The 17,100-nt window shown below is 38.9% G+C and carries 15 protein-coding genes and 1 pseudogene; 6 read left to right on the plus strand and 10 right to left on the minus strand.

Annotated features, from left to right (window positions below; genetic code table 11):
• Positions 1 to 15: 15 nt before the first annotated feature.
• The 6 genes from IW510_RS03615 to IW510_RS03640 form a co-directional block, all read right to left on the minus strand.
• On the minus strand, positions 16 to 729 hold the full coding sequence (locus tag IW510_RS03615) for a DUF5131 family protein (protein WP_202057006.1): 714 nt from the start codon (positions 727 to 729) through the stop codon (positions 16 to 18).
• Between the two features lie 148 nt (positions 730 to 877).
• Positions 878 to 1,339 (minus strand): S-ribosylhomocysteine lyase, encoded by a 462-nt coding sequence (locus IW510_RS03620; RefSeq protein WP_202057008.1) that lies wholly within the window; start codon positions 1,337 to 1,339, stop codon positions 878 to 880.
• 16 nt (positions 1,340 to 1,355) lie between these two features.
• Positions 1,356 to 1,997: a class I SAM-dependent DNA methyltransferase gene (locus IW510_RS03625; protein ID WP_202057010.1), complete on the minus strand. Its 642-nt coding sequence runs from the start codon at positions 1,995 to 1,997 to the stop codon at positions 1,356 to 1,358.
• Between the two features lie 2 nt (positions 1,998 to 1,999).
• The gene (locus tag IW510_RS03630; RefSeq protein ID WP_202057012.1) at positions 2,000 to 3,145 is read right to left on the minus strand and encodes a cystathionine gamma-synthase; all 1,146 of its coding nucleotides are present in this window, start codon (positions 3,143 to 3,145) and stop codon (positions 2,000 to 2,002) included.
• A 1-nt stretch (position 3,146) separates the two neighbouring features.
• On the minus strand, positions 3,147 to 4,079 hold the full coding sequence (locus tag IW510_RS03635) for a PLP-dependent cysteine synthase family protein (RefSeq protein ID WP_202057014.1): 933 nt from the start codon (positions 4,077 to 4,079) through the stop codon (positions 3,147 to 3,149).
• Between the two features lie 396 nt (positions 4,080 to 4,475).
• A complete protein-coding gene (locus IW510_RS03640; RefSeq protein WP_202057016.1) occupies positions 4,476 to 5,408 on the minus strand; it encodes a helix-turn-helix transcriptional regulator in 933 nt (310 codons plus the stop codon).
• A 157-nt stretch (positions 5,409 to 5,565) separates the two neighbouring features.
• Here IW510_RS03640 and IW510_RS03645 point away from each other — a divergent pair, with 157 nt between their 5' ends.
• On the plus strand, positions 5,566 to 6,057 hold the full coding sequence (locus IW510_RS03645) for a cysteine hydrolase family protein (protein ID WP_202057022.1): 492 nt from the start codon (positions 5,566 to 5,568) through the stop codon (positions 6,055 to 6,057).
• 110 nt (positions 6,058 to 6,167) lie between these two features.
• On the opposite strand, the gene IW510_RS03650 is transcribed toward IW510_RS03645, so the two are convergent.
• Complete coding sequence (locus tag IW510_RS03650; protein ID WP_202057024.1) at positions 6,168 to 6,794, minus strand: FusB/FusC family EF-G-binding protein; 627 nt, start codon at positions 6,792 to 6,794, stop codon at positions 6,168 to 6,170.
• A 336-nt stretch (positions 6,795 to 7,130) separates the two neighbouring features.
• Here IW510_RS03650 and IW510_RS03655 point away from each other — a divergent pair, with 336 nt between their 5' ends.
• The 4 genes from IW510_RS03655 (at position 7,131) to IW510_RS03670 (ending at position 11,335) form a co-directional block, all read left to right on the plus strand.
• On the plus strand, positions 7,131 to 8,624 hold the full coding sequence (locus IW510_RS03655) for a helix-turn-helix domain-containing protein (RefSeq protein WP_236674590.1): 1,494 nt from the start codon (positions 7,131 to 7,133) through the stop codon (positions 8,622 to 8,624).
• A gap of 184 nt (positions 8,625 to 8,808) precedes the next feature.
• Complete coding sequence (locus IW510_RS03660; RefSeq protein WP_202057026.1) at positions 8,809 to 9,759, plus strand: immunoglobulin-like domain-containing protein; 951 nt, start codon at positions 8,809 to 8,811, stop codon at positions 9,757 to 9,759.
• 293 nt (positions 9,760 to 10,052) lie between these two features.
• Positions 10,053 to 10,955, plus strand: coding sequence for a helix-turn-helix transcriptional regulator (locus IW510_RS03665; protein ID WP_202057028.1), 903 nt, complete (start codon positions 10,053 to 10,055; stop codon positions 10,953 to 10,955).
• An 80-nt stretch (positions 10,956 to 11,035) separates the two neighbouring features.
• Positions 11,036 to 11,335 (plus strand): hypothetical protein, encoded by a 300-nt coding sequence (locus tag IW510_RS03670; protein WP_202057029.1) that lies wholly within the window; start codon positions 11,036 to 11,038, stop codon positions 11,333 to 11,335.
• Between the two features lie 46 nt (positions 11,336 to 11,381).
• On the opposite strand, the pseudogene IW510_RS03675 reads toward IW510_RS03670, so the two are convergent.
• Positions 11,382 to 11,609 (minus strand): annotated as a pseudogene (locus tag IW510_RS03675) (restriction endonuclease); the annotation flags it as partial.
• Between the two features lie 276 nt (positions 11,610 to 11,885).
• Here IW510_RS03675 and IW510_RS03680 point away from each other — a divergent pair.
• Positions 11,886 to 13,145, plus strand: a complete 1,260-nt coding sequence (locus tag IW510_RS03680) for a zinc ribbon domain-containing protein (protein WP_202057030.1) — start codon at positions 11,886 to 11,888, stop codon at positions 13,143 to 13,145.
• Positions 13,146 to 13,609: 464 nt separating this feature from the next.
• Here the strand turns inward: IW510_RS03680 and catA are convergent, their stop codons facing one another.
• Positions 13,610 to 14,254 carry a type A chloramphenicol O-acetyltransferase gene (gene catA, locus IW510_RS03685; protein ID WP_202057031.1) on the minus strand — a complete coding sequence of 215 codons (645 nt, stop codon included), beginning with the start codon at positions 14,252 to 14,254 and terminating at the stop codon, positions 13,610 to 13,612.
• Between the two features lie 309 nt (positions 14,255 to 14,563).
• Positions 14,564 to 16,975 (minus strand): helix-turn-helix transcriptional regulator, encoded by a 2,412-nt coding sequence (locus IW510_RS03690; protein WP_202057032.1) that lies wholly within the window; start codon positions 16,973 to 16,975, stop codon positions 14,564 to 14,566.
• Positions 16,976 to 17,100 lie beyond the last annotated feature (125 nt).

The raw sequence follows: 17,100 nt of genomic DNA on the forward strand, positions 1-17,100 counted from the left end.
AGATTCACATACCGACTATTGCGGAGACCAATTAATTGCGGCCTTTTTCGCTTGAGAGAAAAGCTGTCGATAGGTCAATTGATAGGTAACCCCGTCTTTGATAAAATGCGTACTGCACTGTCGAAATTCAAAGGGCACCTGCCGCTCTACACATTGCTTCCGAATAGCCAAAACCCATTGATAGTCCATTGGACGGCCTTGCTTATGATACTCCCCACCGGCCATCACCAGTTCAATGTCCGCCAAATAGTTAGAAAGATCGATTGGCGCCAATAAGGGCTGACAAATAATATTTTTATGGCGAATAGGCAACGACTGCAAAATCGGCAAACGCTTGTCTGCTATCTGCTGGTTTTCCACAGAGACACCGATTGTTACATTTTCATAGCCCGAACCCCAATCAGCCGGCAAACACGCTTCCAGCCGTTCAATTCTTTTTGTTAAAAAGACAAATTGGCAATCGGAGCGTTCACGAATCATGTCCCAGCACTCGTCCCGCCACTCATCTGCCTCTTCGATTAAAAAATCACTTTTAAAGCAAGTAAAAATCGTTGAGCCTGAACCAATCACATAGCTGCCATTGCGCTTTTTGATTGGTGCATCAAAGCCGGCTGCTTTTACAACCGTATCCGCCTTACGTTGTCGTTTTTTCGCGCCTTCATGAATAAAGCAATACCGACAGCCTTCACTCACTCGCTTGCACCCGTTCCATGGATTCCAAAATGCCATAATGCGTATCCTTTCCTTTAACTATCATAGTGTCTCTACTTAGATTGCCGCAGCCTACATAAATATACTATTCTAAAAAAGAGCCCAAGCTTCTGCTTTGAGGCTCTCTAATAATTTTTAGCTAAAATAGTCACTACCAGCTCCGAAGCTAGTCAGCAAACACATTGCTCCATTCTTCACGCTGATCCAAAAATTCTTTGGCTAACGCTTGCGCACCTTCTAATGTATGACTAGCTGCCCAGCCGCATTGCACCGGATTGCTTGCAGGAACTTCGTTTGCCACTAAAACATCCTTCATGGTCAATTCCAAAACATCCATGACTTCATCAATATTGTCATGGTTCAACACAGTCAAATAAAAGCCAGTTTGGCAGCCCATCGGTGACCAATCCACGATATAATCTGCGTGATTACGAATCAATTCTGCAGTCAAGTGCTCCAATGAATGCAGCGCCGCCATTTCCATATGCTCTTTGTTCGGCTGTTTCAGGCGAACATCGTATTTCACGATTAAGTCTCCATTGGCACCTGTTTTTTTATCTGCCACTCGGATGTATGGTGCCTTTACCTTTGTGTGATCCAAATTAAAGCTTTCAACATTCATTTTCATATCAAATTTCCTCCATTTACTTTTTTGCAATGACCAGCCAAACAAAACGGTTCATTTGACGATACATTGTCTGAAAGCCATTCTCGGTGAAATGCTCTTCTACTTCTTCCATCAGCGGATAATATTCCCGCTCCAAATCTGCTACAAGATTGTTTTCACCCAGCGCTTTCTTCTCTGTTAAGATTTTAGCATAAGTCGCTTGGGATAGAAACATTGTATCACCGAAGATGATTTTTCCACCCTTTGGAAGCAGTTGATGATAGCGTTTGATTACTTGTCTTTTCTCAATAGCTGTCAGATGGTGAAACACTAGGTTTGAAACGATCGTATCAACCGTTTCCGGTAATTCAGGAAAGTTCTCCATGTCCCCTTCTAAAAAGGTCAGATGTTGAAGCGTCGGCTTACTTTCTGCGATTTGACGCATTTCCGGAGACGGTTCAATGGGGTAAACAGTCTTTCCGGCGGCAACTAATTTTTCTGTCAGATTCCCCGTACCGCTTCCAAATTCTAATATCGTATCTCTGGAAGCCTTAGTAATCTCGGCGAGTGTTTCCCAATAGCCGGCAAATACTTCTTGATATTCCGGATTGCTGCCATTGACCTCTTCATCATAGTCTGCTGCCCATTCTTCAAAAATCGGCATAAATTCCAAGCCCATGCTTAGACACCTGCCTTTTCAAATGCTTGTTTAAGGTCTGCTAAAAGATCGTCCACATATTCAAGTCCTACCGACAAACGAATCAAGCCATCCTTGATTCCTGCTGCCTCTCTTTTTTCTTTTGGAATAGAGGCATGTGTCATGATTGCCGGAACCTCCACCAAGCTCTCCACACCACCCAAGCTTTCGGCTAAAGTGAACAGCTGCAAGTTTTCCACAACTGCTGTCACCGCTGTATCGTCCACTAATTCAAAGGAAACCATCCCGCTAAATCCACTCATCTGTTTTTTTGCCAGCTCATAGCCAGCATCGTTTACCAGCCCTGGGTAATATACTTTGTCGACTGCCGGATGGGCACTTAAAAATTCCGCTATAGCCAGCGCATTACGCTGGTGTTCTTCCATTCGTACACCTAACGTCTTAATCCCTCGTTGCATCAGCCAGCTATCCTGCGGACCTAATACCGCACCAATCGCGTTTTGCAGGAATGCCAGCTCCTCAGCAAGCTGAGAATTATTGGTCGTCACCAAACCGGAAACGACATCACTATGTCCGCCAAGATATTTCGTCCCGCTATGAATCACGATGTCTGCACCTAATGCTAAGGGCTGTTGGAAATATGGCGTTGCGAAGGTATTGTCCACAATCACCAATAGCTCATGCCTTTTGGCGATGTCAGCTGCCGATTTGATATCTGTGATTTTCAGCAATGGATTGCTGGGAGATTCTAAATAGAGACCTTTCGTATTTGGACGGATATGCTTCTCAATGTTCGCCAAATCGCTCGTATCAATGATTGTATATTCCAATCCATTCTTAACAAACACCTTCTCAAAAATGCGGAAGGTCCCACCGTAAACATCATCGCCCATCAACAGATGATCGCCCGGCTCAAACAACGATAACACCGCATGGATTCCTGCTAAGCCAGAACCAAAGGCAAAGCCTTGTACACCGCCCTCTAAGTCGGCAATCAACTCTTCCAGTGCATGGCGTGTCGGATTGCCGGAGCGGGAATACTCATATTCCTTCGGCTGGCCGAGCCCATTTTGTTTATAGGTAGAGGTTTGATAGATTGGTACACTGACAGCGCCCGTTGTTTTGTCTTCTGAAATCCCACCATGAATTAGTTTCGTATTGATATGCATATTAATATTCCTCCCGTGAATAGATATTTTTGGATAAATAACGATCGCCCGCATCTGGAAAAATCGTAACAATCTGACTGCCAGCCGGTAACTGAGCAGCTTCTGCCAACGCCGCAGTCATAGCTGCCCCTGATGAGCTTCCCACTAAAAGCCCATGCTCTTTTGCTAATCTTCTTGTCATGGCAAAGCCGTCTGAATCACTGATTGTCGCATAGCGAGTGATAGGTAATGTTTCAAGAAAAGTCGGCATAAATTCTACACCGATTCCTTCGATTTCATGACTGTGACTTGCTCCGCCATTTAGAATAGAGCCCTCCGGTTCCACGCCAACTAAACGAATCGCTGCATTTCTTTCCAGAAGGTAACGAGCAACGCCGCTAAAGGTTCCACCGCTGCCGATTCCTGCTACAAAGCTGGTAATTTCCTCACCAAGGTCTGCAACTATTTCCGGAGCAAGTGAGTGATAATAGGCTTCCGGATTCGCAGGGTTGGAAAATTGTAATGGTAAATAGCTGTCTACGTGTTCTTTTTGAATCGCCTTGGCTTTAGCAATCGCACCAGTGATTCCTTCTTCCGTCGGTGTATGAACGAGCTCAGCACCTAACGCACGCATCAGCGCTTGCTTTTCCAGACTGAACTTTTCCGGAACGACAAAAAGTGTCTGTAGGTTCTCCGCTAATGCGGCAATGGCGATTCCGATGCCTGTATTACCGGCGGTTGGCTCGATGATCGTTGTTTCTTTTGTCAGCCTGCCGCTAGCCAGACCTTCTTTGATTAGATAGACACCCAACCGGTCCTTGATACTGCCGCCGGGATTCAAATATTCCAGCTTGGCATAGACAACGGACCCCTCAGGGATGTCAAAAAAATCGTGATGTGTGAAACGAAATAACGGCGTATTGCCAATTGCGGTTTGGATCGAATCGATGATCATAATGAACTCCTTTACGAATTTTTGGGTAACAAAAAAGGCGCTGACTATTAATCAGCACCTTGAATTTCCATTAGGTCGACACCAAAAGACGGAGAAATCCTACTCCGAGCATCAAAATAATTGAAAAATTGGGCAGTTAACAGGCATGACAAAGCGGTATGCTGCTTTTTAGCACCATACAACAACAGCAAGATTCAATTGCATTATGTTTGCTGAATGTCATGTCTCTTCCTCCAATTTTTTTCGTTCTTATGTTGGTGTAAAGGTTAGCATAGGGAAAAATTCCTGTCAATGAAAAAACTCTAGCATTTCTACGCCAGCAGTGAACAGCAGTCACTCGTTAGGCTAGAACAAAATATGGAAACCGCACGGCCGAATTTTCATTTTACCTATACATCAATTTTCGTATATCACAGCGATATCGCGGATTCTACGCTTCATTTCTTCTCGAACATGCGCGGGCTCTAAACACTCGCATTTATCTCCAAAGCTGAACAAAACATTGTAATAATAGTCGTTCTCTATGAAGGGCAGCTGCACGAGAAAATGCTCCTCACCATCTGCTAAAAAGTCCTCATACGCACAATATTCCAGCACCTGATCGATGACCGAATGATGAATGCGAAGCTTGATGTTTTTCTGCATGGCTGCCGCTTGCTCTGTAAAGTCCAGCTCCGGCTTCAGATATTCTCGCGGTGTAAATCCTTCCTCTTGTATTTTCAGGTCAGACATACGGGATAATCTGAACAAACGAAAATCCTTTCTTTCATGACAATAGCCTTGCCAATACCAGTGACTATTTTTCAGGACCAGTTGATACGGCTCCGCCTTGCGTACCGTTTTATTGCCGTAGCGGTCTATATACTCGAAAGACAGCAGCTTACTCTCCTGTAGCGCTGTTTTAATCCTATCTAAATATGGTTGCATATTCCGATTACTCAACCACGGACTTAAATCAATCGATAGTTGATTGGCTTTTAAATCAATATCCTTGGCCTGCTCCTCCGGAATAAAGCTTTTGACCTTCGCTAAGGCATGTACCAGCTCGTCTCCCCCTGTCATACTGGAAAGACTGGACAGTCCCATTAATAGACTCGAAAGCTCTGTTGTTGAAAAGACCTTTTTATCGACCTTGTATTGCTCCATGATTTCAAAACCACCGCCAACACCCGATGTCGAACGAATAGGAATCCCTGCCATGTTGATGGACTCTATGTCACGATAGATTGTGCGCAGAGACACTTCAAATTTATCAGCTAATTCCTTGGCACCGATGCGCTTCTTATCAAGAAGTATCATAATAATGCTAATTAGTCTGTCAACTCTCATGTAATCACCGCCCTCCAAAATTTCTTTTTTTCAGTATAGATTGTTGCCATACTGGTGTCAACAATTGGTCAGTATAATAAGGGTATAAATAAAACAAACACGATGAATCACAGCCTATTTTGTTCAGTCGCATTCATCAATCAGGAGGAAAAAAATCATGCAAACAAAAGCCTTAGTCGTTATCGACATTCAAAATGATATCACCAAAAATTACAAGGAAATTATCGACAATATCAATAATGCCATTGATTGGGCAGCCAGCAATGACCTGCATATCGTATATATTCGACATGAAAATTTATCCGCCGGTACAAGAACCTTCAAACCCAATACACCAGGAGCTGAGCTGGCTCCTGACTTGAAACTTGTATCTAATCATATTTTTACGAAATCTAAAGGAAACGCATTAACCAGCGAGGAATTTGCAGCCTTTATTCAAGAAAACGAAATCAATGATTTCTACCTAACAGGAGCAGATGCGGTTGCCTGTGTGAAATCAACGTGCTACAACATGCGCAAAGCAGATTATGGCGTTACGGTTCTGGCTGATTGCATCACCAGTTATGACAAACGAAAGATGGACGAGATGCTGCGTTATTATGAAAGCAAAGGGAGTCAGATTGCTCGTTTGGAAGAGCTTGTAAGCTGAGTGGTTTTGTATAAACAAAAAAAGCCGAAGAGATTGTTGCCTCTTCGGCTTTTAAGGTATTCTGAAAAACAATCGATTTTTACACAAAGCAACTGAGCGTTGATTTTTGCTTATTTAGATACTGTCTGATAAAAATCATACAAATAATCTAAACTGGTCAATTGTCGATTACAGTTACAGCTATCTGTACACACATAATTTCCTTTTTTGGTATAAGTTCCGTCTCCCGAGCTCTTTGTAGTGGAGAGAAACATCGCAACATTCCCTATACTATGGCAGATAGAGCATACATTTTTTATCACCTGTGGAGACATCACACCATACATGCCAACGAGCTTGTCCCCATAAAAGAAGTTGATATATTTTCTTTGCGTACCTATATCATCCCAAGCAAGATAGGTTGTCTCTTTCAAGTCATACTCTTCTATTTTCGGGTACTTCAATTTTTTAACTTTTCTAAACGATTTCTCGATTTGTTTACTGGAAATCGTTGGAAAAGGGGCAACATGCATTTTTAGCTTGTCATAGATTTTCACAGCTCTGGCATTCGTTAGCTTCATATCCATGTAGTCAGTATAAATCAACTCATGAAGCTCTTTTCCCAAAAGCGGCTCAATTTTTGAAGTGGCCACTGCTTGTGACGTTTTTACCACTTGCTTATCATTGACTGTTTTGTATATATTAATTAAATTTGTAATTTCTTGTTTTACTACATTATATTGATAGGGTTGTAACATGTTATTTTCCTTCTTTCTTTCAATGAATACATGATACTTCGAAGAAAAATAATCGTTTAAATCAAAGTATCATCGTTTGGATGAAACCTCGATAGTTACTAAAGATGATGTTATCATCTCAACCACCTCCTAGCTCTAGGAATTATACTACGTTTTATGCCTACAGTAAACATACAAGTTTTTTCCAGTCTAGCTCTATTCGCGCTTTTAAGAGCATCGTTTATTTCAAAAGAGAATATTCTTCGATAATGGTTTCGCCCCACCATGTATTTTCAGGTTTGATGACAGTAATAAAAATTTGACTATTTCGTGCTTTTTGTTGGTGGTCAGACTATAATGAACATAGCTACGAAGAATGGGGGGAGTACGGTGATTGAATCATTTATTGAGAAAGATGTTCTTCGACAAGTTAAATTGATTGAATACCTTTATGAGTTGGAAAAACTGACCTTACGCGAGGTTGCCAAGCGATTACAGGTGACAACGAATACAGTGAAACGAGACTTCGATAAAGTCGTCTTCCTTTTAGAGGAGCAAATCGAACATTCCGAGCTCACTAGTACAACGATTTCCATTATTTTCAACAGCTCGTTTACCCGATATGACTTAGCCAAAATAATCTATCAGGATTCGTATTTTTTAAAAACCTGTGCTTATTATTTACTTGGTGAATCCGACTACTTGACTATCGTAGAAGCAGAATTTATTTCGGTCGCCAAAGCTTTCACTATAAAAAAACAGGTGGAGAGCTATTTTAGGGCGGCAGGAATCATGGATGAAAAAAGTGCATTTATCCCTAATGAAATCCGCTATCGCTTAGTGCTCATTTCTGTTTGGATGCGGTGCGACCTATTAGATAAGCTGATTGCTCCGAGCCAATATAAAACCGCCACCGTTTTTGTCGACCAAGTCTTGTTTAAATTCGCTAATGGATATGAAAAGAACAACAGAGAATATCAATTTTTATTACTAAATACCTATTTGTCGCTTAGCCGATTTAAAGAGTTTTCTCTGATCTATGAAAAGGATGAGATTACTTATTTAAAAAATACGCCGACGTTTCATCAACTGATGGATGTCAATGAGCTGATTTTAGCGAAAGAAAAATTACCGGAAGCAGAAATTCAGTATCTGGCTTCTATCTATAAAACAATCCCTTTGAACACGAGCAATTATTTAATTGTGGAAATGAACTACCAGAGGGAAAGAGAATTGATGATTGAAAGAAATGCCATGGTGCGCCAATTAATCAAAAGTTTTGAAAATGAGTTTGGTGTCGATTTATTCGATCATATTTTATTTGAAAAACCATTTATGAATTTTATCTATTCCCTATGGCAAGAAACCCAAGCTTTTTCTGCTGAAAAGCATTTTTACCTGAGCGACCAGCAACTACATTTAGCAGAAAGAATCAAGCATGTCCTAGAAGCTTGGCAAAAGCAATTTGATTTAGATGCGGCATTCACATTCAATCAGACCACACTTGAAAAGTTTTGTTCCCAAGTAACGGCGAGCTTGATACAAAAAAGAGCGCAAAAATTTGTTTTCTTCTTTATTGCAGAAGACGAACTGTCCCATACCATTTATCGAGAAAACCTAAAGCGTTGGTTGAACCTAGACTATAACGTTATTGATAGTACGATGTATTATTCCTTAGACGACTTACCGATTTATGTCAAAGAATGGCCCAGTATCATTATCTGCGAGCGATCCCTAAAGCACGATTTCACGATTCCTGATACACTCAGCTTTTTCCCTATCTCACGAAACTCGATTTTGGAGGATACTAAAAATATTTTATCCTCTGTTTATCATTGGAAATCTGAATAATAAATCAAAAGAAGACAGTTGTACCCTGTAGATGCCTTTCCGGCACTTGGGTCACAGCTGTTTTCTTTATTTTTTCACATTTTCTGAAACTTCATGAAATAACAAAGAAAATTTCATAGAAAAAGAGTCGTATACTACTCTCGAAAAATAAACAATATACATTTTGTTAAAGGGAGTGTTTACGATGAATACATTAAAAAGAACAATGCTTTTTTCTATTGGTTTGTTGTCATCACTGACTTTTTTAGGCTTTGTAACACAAGATAATCCTTCCCGTGCGGAATCAAAAGACACGATTGCTCCCAAAATCGAGCACATTGCAGATTGCACCTTGACACTGAAAAAGGCAAAAGAGTTTGATCCGCTGGAAAATGTTCAAGCTTTTGATAATATAGATGGTAATTTAACAGAAAAAATCACATTAGACAGTTATTTAAAGAAGGATACCGTTGGAAAATATAAATTAATTTACTCTGTAACAGACAGCAGCGGCAATAAAACGACTAAAATAAGAACGGTCACCATTATCCCAGACGAAGAAACCTCTTCAAGTGCAGAGCAAGCTGCTCCCGTTGAATCAGCCCCTATTGAAACAGATGCGCCAATAGTTGAAGAGACTCAAGAAGTAACCGAAGCTGTAGAACCAGCTGTAGATAGTACACTTGTGGAAAGTGAAGCTGCACCAGTTGAGCAAAACACAGCGCCCGTCGCTGAACCAACACCAGCACCTGAACCAGTCATGTCTCAACAAAATGCGACCATCAGCTTCTTAGGTGTGACCATTCCTTTTATCGATTATAATGGCGCTAGCGCTGCACCTGCTAGCGGAGCTGGAACTTGGACAGGTACAGGAGCGGTCAATGATGGCGCGCCTACTCACTTCATCGGACATAATCCCGGTGACTTTGCGCCAGTAATGAACATCACCGTGGGTACTCCGATTACTGTAGTGGATGGACAAGGAAATGCACGCACCTACACTGTTTATGAAGTGTTGGATGCTTACGATGATGGACTCAATGCCCATGACCCTAACGACAACACTTGGGCTAGAGTAATTGATGCCGGCGGAGAACGAATTTCACTGCAAACCTGTATCACTGATTCAATCAACCGAATCGTTTTAGCAAGCTGAAAAGTTTTTTAAGAAATAAGCATAGCTAGAGAACAACTGGATGCTATACGTCCAGCTGTTCTCTTTTTTTATATTGCTATTTTTGCGTTTATCCTGAAAATGAAGACTGATTTTCCACGATTGAAAAAACTCAGTTAAAGTAATAAATCAGTTCGATGATAATCGTACCTACTCTTACTTTCTCAAGCCAAAACGCTTATGCTCCTACGGTTACTCTTCGTATGGAGAAGCTTTACCACAACCTCTTGTGATATAGTATATTTACCGAATAAAAATGATTACAGGTGAGAAGTATGCAGATAAACAGGCTATTCGAAATAGTTTATATCCTCTTGGATAGGAAAAGTGTCACAGCAAAAGAATTGACTGAACACTTCGGCGTTTCAAGACGAACCATTTGCCGTGATATAGATGCATTAAGCACAGCAGGAATTCCTGTCTATACGAAAAGGGGGAAAGGCGGCGGCATTAGTCTTTTACCCAACTTTGTGTTGAACAAATCATTACTGAATGAAGGCGAGCAAACAGAGATTTTATCTGCGTTATATGGCTTATCAAGCATTAAAACCGAGGATACTGACCAAGTCTTGCAAAAATTATCCACACGATTTAACAAAACCGTCACCAACTGGATGGACGTCGATTTTTCAGGCTGGAGCCACGAAAATGATTTCTTCAACGACTTTAAAACCGCAATCGTACAACAGCGAATTGTAGAATTTGATTATTACAACCGAGAAGGAGAGAAAACCTTTCGTCGAGTAGAACCTATACAAGTTTGGTTCAAATCTAAGGCCTGGTATCTAAAAGGCTTTTCCCTAGGGAAGCAAGACATCCGACTATTCAAAATAGGACGAATCAAGAACCTGGTTGTCACTGACCAAAGCTTTACCGCACGTGATCCCTTGCTACTATCGGATAAAGTTGATTCCCTCACCACTGAAGAACCGAATCTGATTAAAATCAAACTCCGGATAGAACCCGAAAGAGCCTTTCGGGTATTCGATGATTTTCACGAGAGTATGATCGAAAAGCAGCCAGATGGCGGTTTCATTGTAACGGTCTTCTGGCCGGAGGATAACTGGCTTTATGGATTTATTCTATCCTTTGGCAGATATGCTGAAGTGTTAGAACCGGCGCACCTTCGAACTTTCATAAAAAATGAAGCACAAACGATTTCAAAAAAATATTTATAATGTGACACACTGCTGTCACATTACCCTTGATATACTCAAATAGCAAAGCAAAATAAAATTTAGAAACGAGGAATTTTACCATGTCTAAAGCTATTTGGTTTATCACGTATACACTTAAGGAAAACGTATCAATAGAGGAATTTCTACTTGCTTCAAAAAGATGCAACGATGAGGTCCTATCGAAGCAAAAAGGATCTATTTCATGGAAAGTCCTTCGCGATGGCGATACTTGGGTCGATTTAGTTGAGTGGGAAACGGCAGAGGATGCAAAAAACGGCGAGACCGCAGGCGGAAGTAACCCCGCTGCCCGTGAGTTTTATTCGTTCATAAACATGAAAAGCTGTAAGCTCCAGCCGTTTTCTGTTGAGGAAAGTTATTGATAAAAAGATTTCTTATTTTAGATTGCTGTCTATTATGGTAGCTAAGTTAAATAAATGAACTCGCCATTCCTGTTTTTTTTTGAATAGGAATGGCGAGCTTTTTTTCAAAGTAGTCATTATCTATATGGAATTGTTTATAGACTTTCGCTACTTCTATTCCTACATCATATTGCATCATGAGCTCCGCTAACTTAATTCCATCCATCAAAACGATTCCCTGATTTTTCGCAAACTCTTGCGCTCCACTGGAAAATCTGGAGGTTGTAATAAATACATAAGGAGCAGATACGGTTGCTTGTATGAAATCAATGTGCGACAACTTATTACCTAACTGCTTTGATATTTATTTAAATAAAAAACGTTAAAAAAAGTTTATTCTAATGATATTTTTTCCGGTTCTTCCTTTACGCTAACGTCCCTTTTCTTTATAACGTCTGTTTTTTCTCAGAAACAGCTTAAAACAAACGAATTATTGAACTTCCGAGAGCATTTACCCGAAGCCACAAAAATGAGATAATAGAGCATATAAAAGGTTAGTTTGGGAGGAATAATGATGGAAAATACATTTGTTCAAAATCAGTGTTTGTCGTGTGGGGGCGCAATTGAAAATCCTGAGTATAAAAATTGTCCTCATTGTGGCACTTTATTAGATGAGGTACAGGCAAAAATAAATCAACGAAACAAAAATATTGAATTGTGTCATAATTGTGGATCACCGGTAACTTACAATATTGAAAAGCAGCAATTTTCATGTGACTATTGTCACTCTACTTTTACGCCCCAGTCGGAAAAAGATTTGGATCGAGTCGTTTTTGAAGCGGATAATTTAATCCCGTTTCAGGTGCCAAAAGGATTGGCCAAGAAGCGGTTCTTTGAATGGTTAATTAAGGGAAACAATGTTCCTAATGACATTCTTGATAGAATGGACAACATCCAACTGGAGCAAGTGTATGTTCCCTATATGGGAGCGAATATCGTCTATGAAGGTTCTTGGGGAGCAGAAATTGGCTATAATCGCTCAGAGACCTACACTCATTATGAAACAAGAGAAGGAAAAAAAGGGGAAAAATACTCTGAGCCAGTGACTCGAACACGAACAGTTGTTGATTGGAATCATCACAGCGATGTTTTTTCCGGACATACCCATAAAAGCTTTTTAGTTAACAGCGAGCTAAAAGGCTCGGTTGCAGAATTTATGAAAAAGGTGGGTGATTTGATTTTTTCAGCTGATACAAAACCATTTGATCAGCACTATACTGCAGGCACTCGCCAGTTGAAAATTTCTCCGGATAAGGTTTCAGAATCCTTACGTTCAGTTCGAGATATCGCTCAGGAGGAGGCAAATAAAACCGTACTCAGATTATTACCAGGGGATAAGAAGAAAAATGCTACGGTAACTAAACTAAGTTACAAGCTGACCTCTCACTATACCTATGTTCCATTCTGGAAAATCACCTATAAATATGAAGGGGTGGATTACATTGTACTCGTTACGGCTGCCAAAAATGAAAAAATTGAACTAGATGGTAGTAAACCAGTGAGTCAAAATGATACAAAAATAGAAAAAAGAATGATATTGAGCGGTCGAATAGGTCTCTTAGCCAGCGTGTTTGGTTTCTTGATGACACTGTTTGATGTGATTCCAAATGCAGGTCCCTTTTGGGCAGTTGTTGTTGCCGCAGGAATTATTGTTTGGATTTTCTTCGCCATTAAACGAGCGCTCTTTCACAGAGGGAATAGAAAAAATCTCAAGAAAATATTGGCTGAACATCAAGAGTACCTTGAGCTGTCAAATAAATATCCACAATAGGTTTTTAATTGGTTGAGGCAACCAGAAAAAAAGTAATGACGAATACGAGTTTATACTAAGTAAAAAAAGGCCACAAGCAAAGAGAGAGTGGGACGATAGTCAGAAAAAATCTGATTATTGTCCCACTTTTTTGATTTAAGGATACACAAGAACACTCGCCCCTTTAAGAATAAAGTGACCAAACTAGGAAAGAAGCAAGTATTTTATGTTCAAAGACTATACCATCAACCAAACTACTTTACCATGAGATGTGGAACATTTTATTCCAGAAACAGCTATCACCTTTGTAGTATTGTACAAGTATAAGCTGTATCTACTAGTAAATGCAGACAGGCAGAGCCCAATTTCTTTCCATCCAAACTTTTATAACTACTTAAACATAAAGATTATCTTGGCTGAAACTCTTCACTCAAAAAGAATCTTGTGTTCCTCTTTTGTAATTAGTCTGTGATGTTATTCCGCGACTAGTCCAGCCATAATGCCCATGTTGCAATTAACTCTTTTATTTCCTCCACGAACTTCCCAACATGATACCCATCGCAAGCCGCATGATGAACTTGGATAGCCAACGGAATAGTTATTTTTCCATTCTTTTTCATCAGCCTCCCCATTGTAAATATAGGCTTTAGGTATGTTCCTTCGGTAAACACATTTAAATTAAAGGACGTAAATTCAAGCCAAGGTAAACTGGAAATATTAAAAACATTCTCCGGCATATTTTTTTGAGGAAAAAGCTTTTGACTATCTTTGTATATCTCAATCTCTGATACACATTGACTATAAAAAGCGGAAAAATCTCTTTGATATGGTGTCCAAATACTAGAAAAAGTTTTAGTCTTTTCATTCAAAATAGTATAAGAAGGATGTAGAATTTCCCAGTAACCAATTGTTCCGTCGATTTCATCTGTTCGAAATTCTTTCATGGTTTGAACCGTTCGAGCGAGAAGATAAATTTGAACAGGATAGAGCTTTAATTCCAACTTTTTGATTTCATAATACAGTTCGGTGATATCCAAATGAACTGTCGTACTAAATGTTGTAGGTAGAACATTCATATAATGAGTAAAATATTCTTTTCTGTTCCAGTCATCTTCCATCTTTTTAAACATTATTTCGCCTCCTAAATGATTTTTGCTTTTATCTAGAAGGCCATTTTATCTGTTTTCACCATTTTCTCACCCTCATTCATATAGATTTATAATTCAGCTCTTTTAGTGCTTTTTGCTTGTTATTTATTTAGTTGGAAGTAGATTTGTCTTTCAGCATCATAATTGATATTGCTTCTCAAAGTCCTTAAGTGATTGATAATTAAGTGCCGAGTACAGCTCATTGTGTTGTAATACGTTTCAATATATTTGACTATCTCTAGTTGAGCTTAATCAATGTTGATACTGAATTGCCGGACAGCCGAATTAGGATCATTCAAAATATTTTTCAATATGATTTTCTGAAGCAAGCCGAATCGCCTCTGTTCGGTTACTAATATTCAATTTATTATATATTCTTTTTAGCACTCCTCGGATCGTTTCATAAGATTTATTTTGTAGTTGAGCAATTTCTTTCATTGTTCGCCCCTGATAAATCAAAAATAAAATAGTTAGTTCTTTAGATGTCAGATGAATCAGAACAGAATGCTTTTCTCTATTTTTTTGTAAAAATTGCTTTTTGATACTGGCTAAATAGGTGGAATAGCTATGTGCTTTTGTAGCGATAGTTGACAGCCATTCTTCTGGAATGAGGGTACGGGAAGATTGTTGATAATTTACCGCCAATAGTTTAGCTGCATTTCCAAGTTCTATAATAGGCATAAGCAAATCATTTTTATGACTCCAGCGATACACCTCTTCAAATACAGCAAATCCTTTTTCTTTATCCCCTATTTTATAGTAGGTCACTGCCTGTATCATATAAAGATAAACATTTAACAAGTGATATTTCCGCATTTTAAAAAGATGAATCGTCTCTTCAGAAAAGGAAAGCAGCTCTTCATATTCTTCATTTATAAGTAGATATTTAGCATGTAAAATTCTGTCACGACCGTAGTTCCATGGCATCATGGTTTTCAAATTGACACTCATATCTTGTATCCAATAAGCGATATTATGCTTTTTACCCAATTGAAGATTTAACCAGCTTTCTGCTAAATCAGGCATACTGAAAAAATACTGATAGTCCGCTTCAGCAGCATAAAGCTTTAGTAAATCAAAGCTTTCCATCATCATTTTATAGTTTCCTTTTGCTGCATTATATCTCATTAGTAAGAAAGCTGCACTACAAGCAATATCAGATTGGTTATATTTTAAGGCTTCTGTTATGGCCTTTCCTGCATTGCTTTCAACTTCTTTAAAGTTGCGTATGTAGTAGTTTCGTTCTGCTTCAGCAAGATAAGAGCAGCCAGCCCAATTCCCCCCTGTTGCAGTGATAATGTAAGGTTCCAACTGATTTAAATTTTGAACAAATCCGTTGAGGGAGCCCTCTTGTGTATCTATTAATTTAAGAACAGGTGTATCAGAAAAAAGATTTATATTTTGAGGTAATAATTTACTTCCTTCAGGAATTAGTTCATTGGAACGCTTAAGTAACTGGGAAACAAGGTGGGCGGGAATTGACCCGTCTGAAAAAAAGCAGACATTTACTAACAATACGTATGCTTCGCCTAGTATGGGTTTTATTGCTTCTGAGGTTTGGTCAAATTTATCGTAATGCTCACAAAATTTTTCCATCAATATTCTGGCATCGTTGTAGCGGTAAAGTGTACATAGCATATGGGCATTGACAATTTGCACTATTGGATATTTTTCAATTAGAAATGCAGGCATCTCATTAATGGTATTAATACATAAATTAGCAACCTCTCTTGAACAAGGAAAGGTAATTTTTTTTAAAAGCTCCACAATTTCAACATGGGCACAGATTTGCCGATATAAAGGGATGGCATGACAAATATCCTCATGATCCTTGTACCAATCCGCTACAAATAGACAAAATTTCTGTTTTTGTTTGTTACTAATTAGAATTTGCTTTTCTTTCAATAAAGGTACTACATCTTCTGCAAATCGATAGGATTTCGAAGTGAAGTCATAGCGAATAATCGGGCTGTCTGTCATAAATAGCTGATCATCTACACCATACCAATTATAAACAAGTTTTATGACATCCAAAGAAAAATTTTCAAGCAAAGACAGATAAACCAGACAGTCTATTTCTTTACGCATATAGGTTTTAAAATGTACTTGTTCTAGCCATTGACTCAGATAATATCTCAAACTATTAAAGGAAACAATGTTATAGCGAGAGTGAATTTCCGGAATTGTTTTAACGGCTGAAAACCATCCGTTTGTTAATTTACGTATCTGAGTAAATTGTTCTTTGGTTAAGGCCAATTGATGTTTTATATAATATTGTCTTTCTTCATCATAATTTAGGTATAGGAGTTTTTTTTTCGGATAACTGCTAGATGTGTGACGCGAAGGATTGTAGATAGCGATATACTCAAAGCCTGGTATTTGCAAACGGAGGAGTTGATCTAAAAATGTAAGAATCTGTTTATTGTTAATAACTTGAGTATTTATTAACAGGAGAGTAACGGGTTTTTGACAAGCTTGCCTTTTTAAATCATTCATAAAGACATTGTTTCTAATTAAAAGATCAGAAGGGGGTTTTTGTTGAAAAGGTTGATTAAATACTTGGCTCCATTTACTTAATGCTGTCATAAATGAAGTATAAAAATTCTCTGGTATATTGTCCTCCTGATTAAGCAAGAGCGGAATCATTTCCCTGTTGTCTTTATCTAATGTTGAACGTACCGTATGTAAATACAAATTATTCATTTCTTACACCTCCATTACATGTTTAGTATACCTTATTTTTTTATGAAAAGGAATGTCAACAGAAATATGGAAATCCTTACTATTTTGATAATATCAAATGATCACAAAGGCTTTTTTTTCAAAAC

This window comes from Enterococcus sp. BWR-S5 (assembly GCF_016745255.1).
Lineage (GTDB): Bacteria > Bacillota > Bacilli > Lactobacillales > Enterococcaceae > Enterococcus_L.

What these genes read in the sequence shown, in the direction of transcription:
- IW510_RS03665 (WP_202057028.1), top strand. Translation starts at nt 10,053, where the DNA reads ATGCAGATAAACAGGCTATTCGAAATAGTTTATATCCTCTTGGATAGG.
- IW510_RS03615 (WP_202057006.1), bottom strand. Translation starts at nt 729, where the DNA reads ATGGCATTTTGGAATCCATGGAACGGGTGCAAGCGAGTGAGTGAAGGC.
- IW510_RS03640 (WP_202057016.1), bottom strand. Translation starts at nt 5,408, where the DNA reads ATGAGAGTTGACAGACTAATTAGCATTATTATGATACTTCTTGATAAG.
- IW510_RS03645 (WP_202057022.1), top strand. Translation starts at nt 5,566, where the DNA reads ATGCAAACAAAAGCCTTAGTCGTTATCGACATTCAAAATGATATCACC.
- IW510_RS03620 (WP_202057008.1), bottom strand. Translation starts at nt 1,339, where the DNA reads ATGAAAATGAATGTTGAAAGCTTTAATTTGGATCACACAAAGGTAAAG.
- IW510_RS03625 (WP_202057010.1), bottom strand. Translation starts at nt 1,997, where the DNA reads ATGGGCTTGGAATTTATGCCGATTTTTGAAGAATGGGCAGCAGACTAT.
- IW510_RS03655 (WP_236674590.1), top strand. Translation starts at nt 7,131, where the DNA reads ATGAACATAGCTACGAAGAATGGGGGGAGTACGGTGATTGAATCATTT.
- IW510_RS03630 (WP_202057012.1), bottom strand. Translation starts at nt 3,145, where the DNA reads ATGCATATCAATACGAAACTAATTCATGGTGGGATTTCAGAAGACAAA.
- IW510_RS03650 (WP_202057024.1), bottom strand. Translation starts at nt 6,794, where the DNA reads ATGTTACAACCCTATCAATATAATGTAGTAAAACAAGAAATTACAAAT.
- catA (WP_202057031.1), bottom strand. Translation starts at nt 14,254, where the DNA reads ATGTTTAAAAAGATGGAAGATGACTGGAACAGAAAAGAATATTTTACT.
- IW510_RS03635 (WP_202057014.1), bottom strand. Translation starts at nt 4,079, where the DNA reads ATGATCATCGATTCGATCCAAACCGCAATTGGCAATACGCCGTTATTT.
- IW510_RS03660 (WP_202057026.1), top strand. Translation starts at nt 8,809, where the DNA reads ATGAATACATTAAAAAGAACAATGCTTTTTTCTATTGGTTTGTTGTCA.
- IW510_RS03670 (WP_202057029.1), top strand. Translation starts at nt 11,036, where the DNA reads ATGTCTAAAGCTATTTGGTTTATCACGTATACACTTAAGGAAAACGTA.
- IW510_RS03680 (WP_202057030.1), top strand. Translation starts at nt 11,886, where the DNA reads ATGATGGAAAATACATTTGTTCAAAATCAGTGTTTGTCGTGTGGGGGC.
- IW510_RS03690 (WP_202057032.1), bottom strand. Translation starts at nt 16,975, where the DNA reads ATGAATAATTTGTATTTACATACGGTACGTTCAACATTAGATAAAGAC.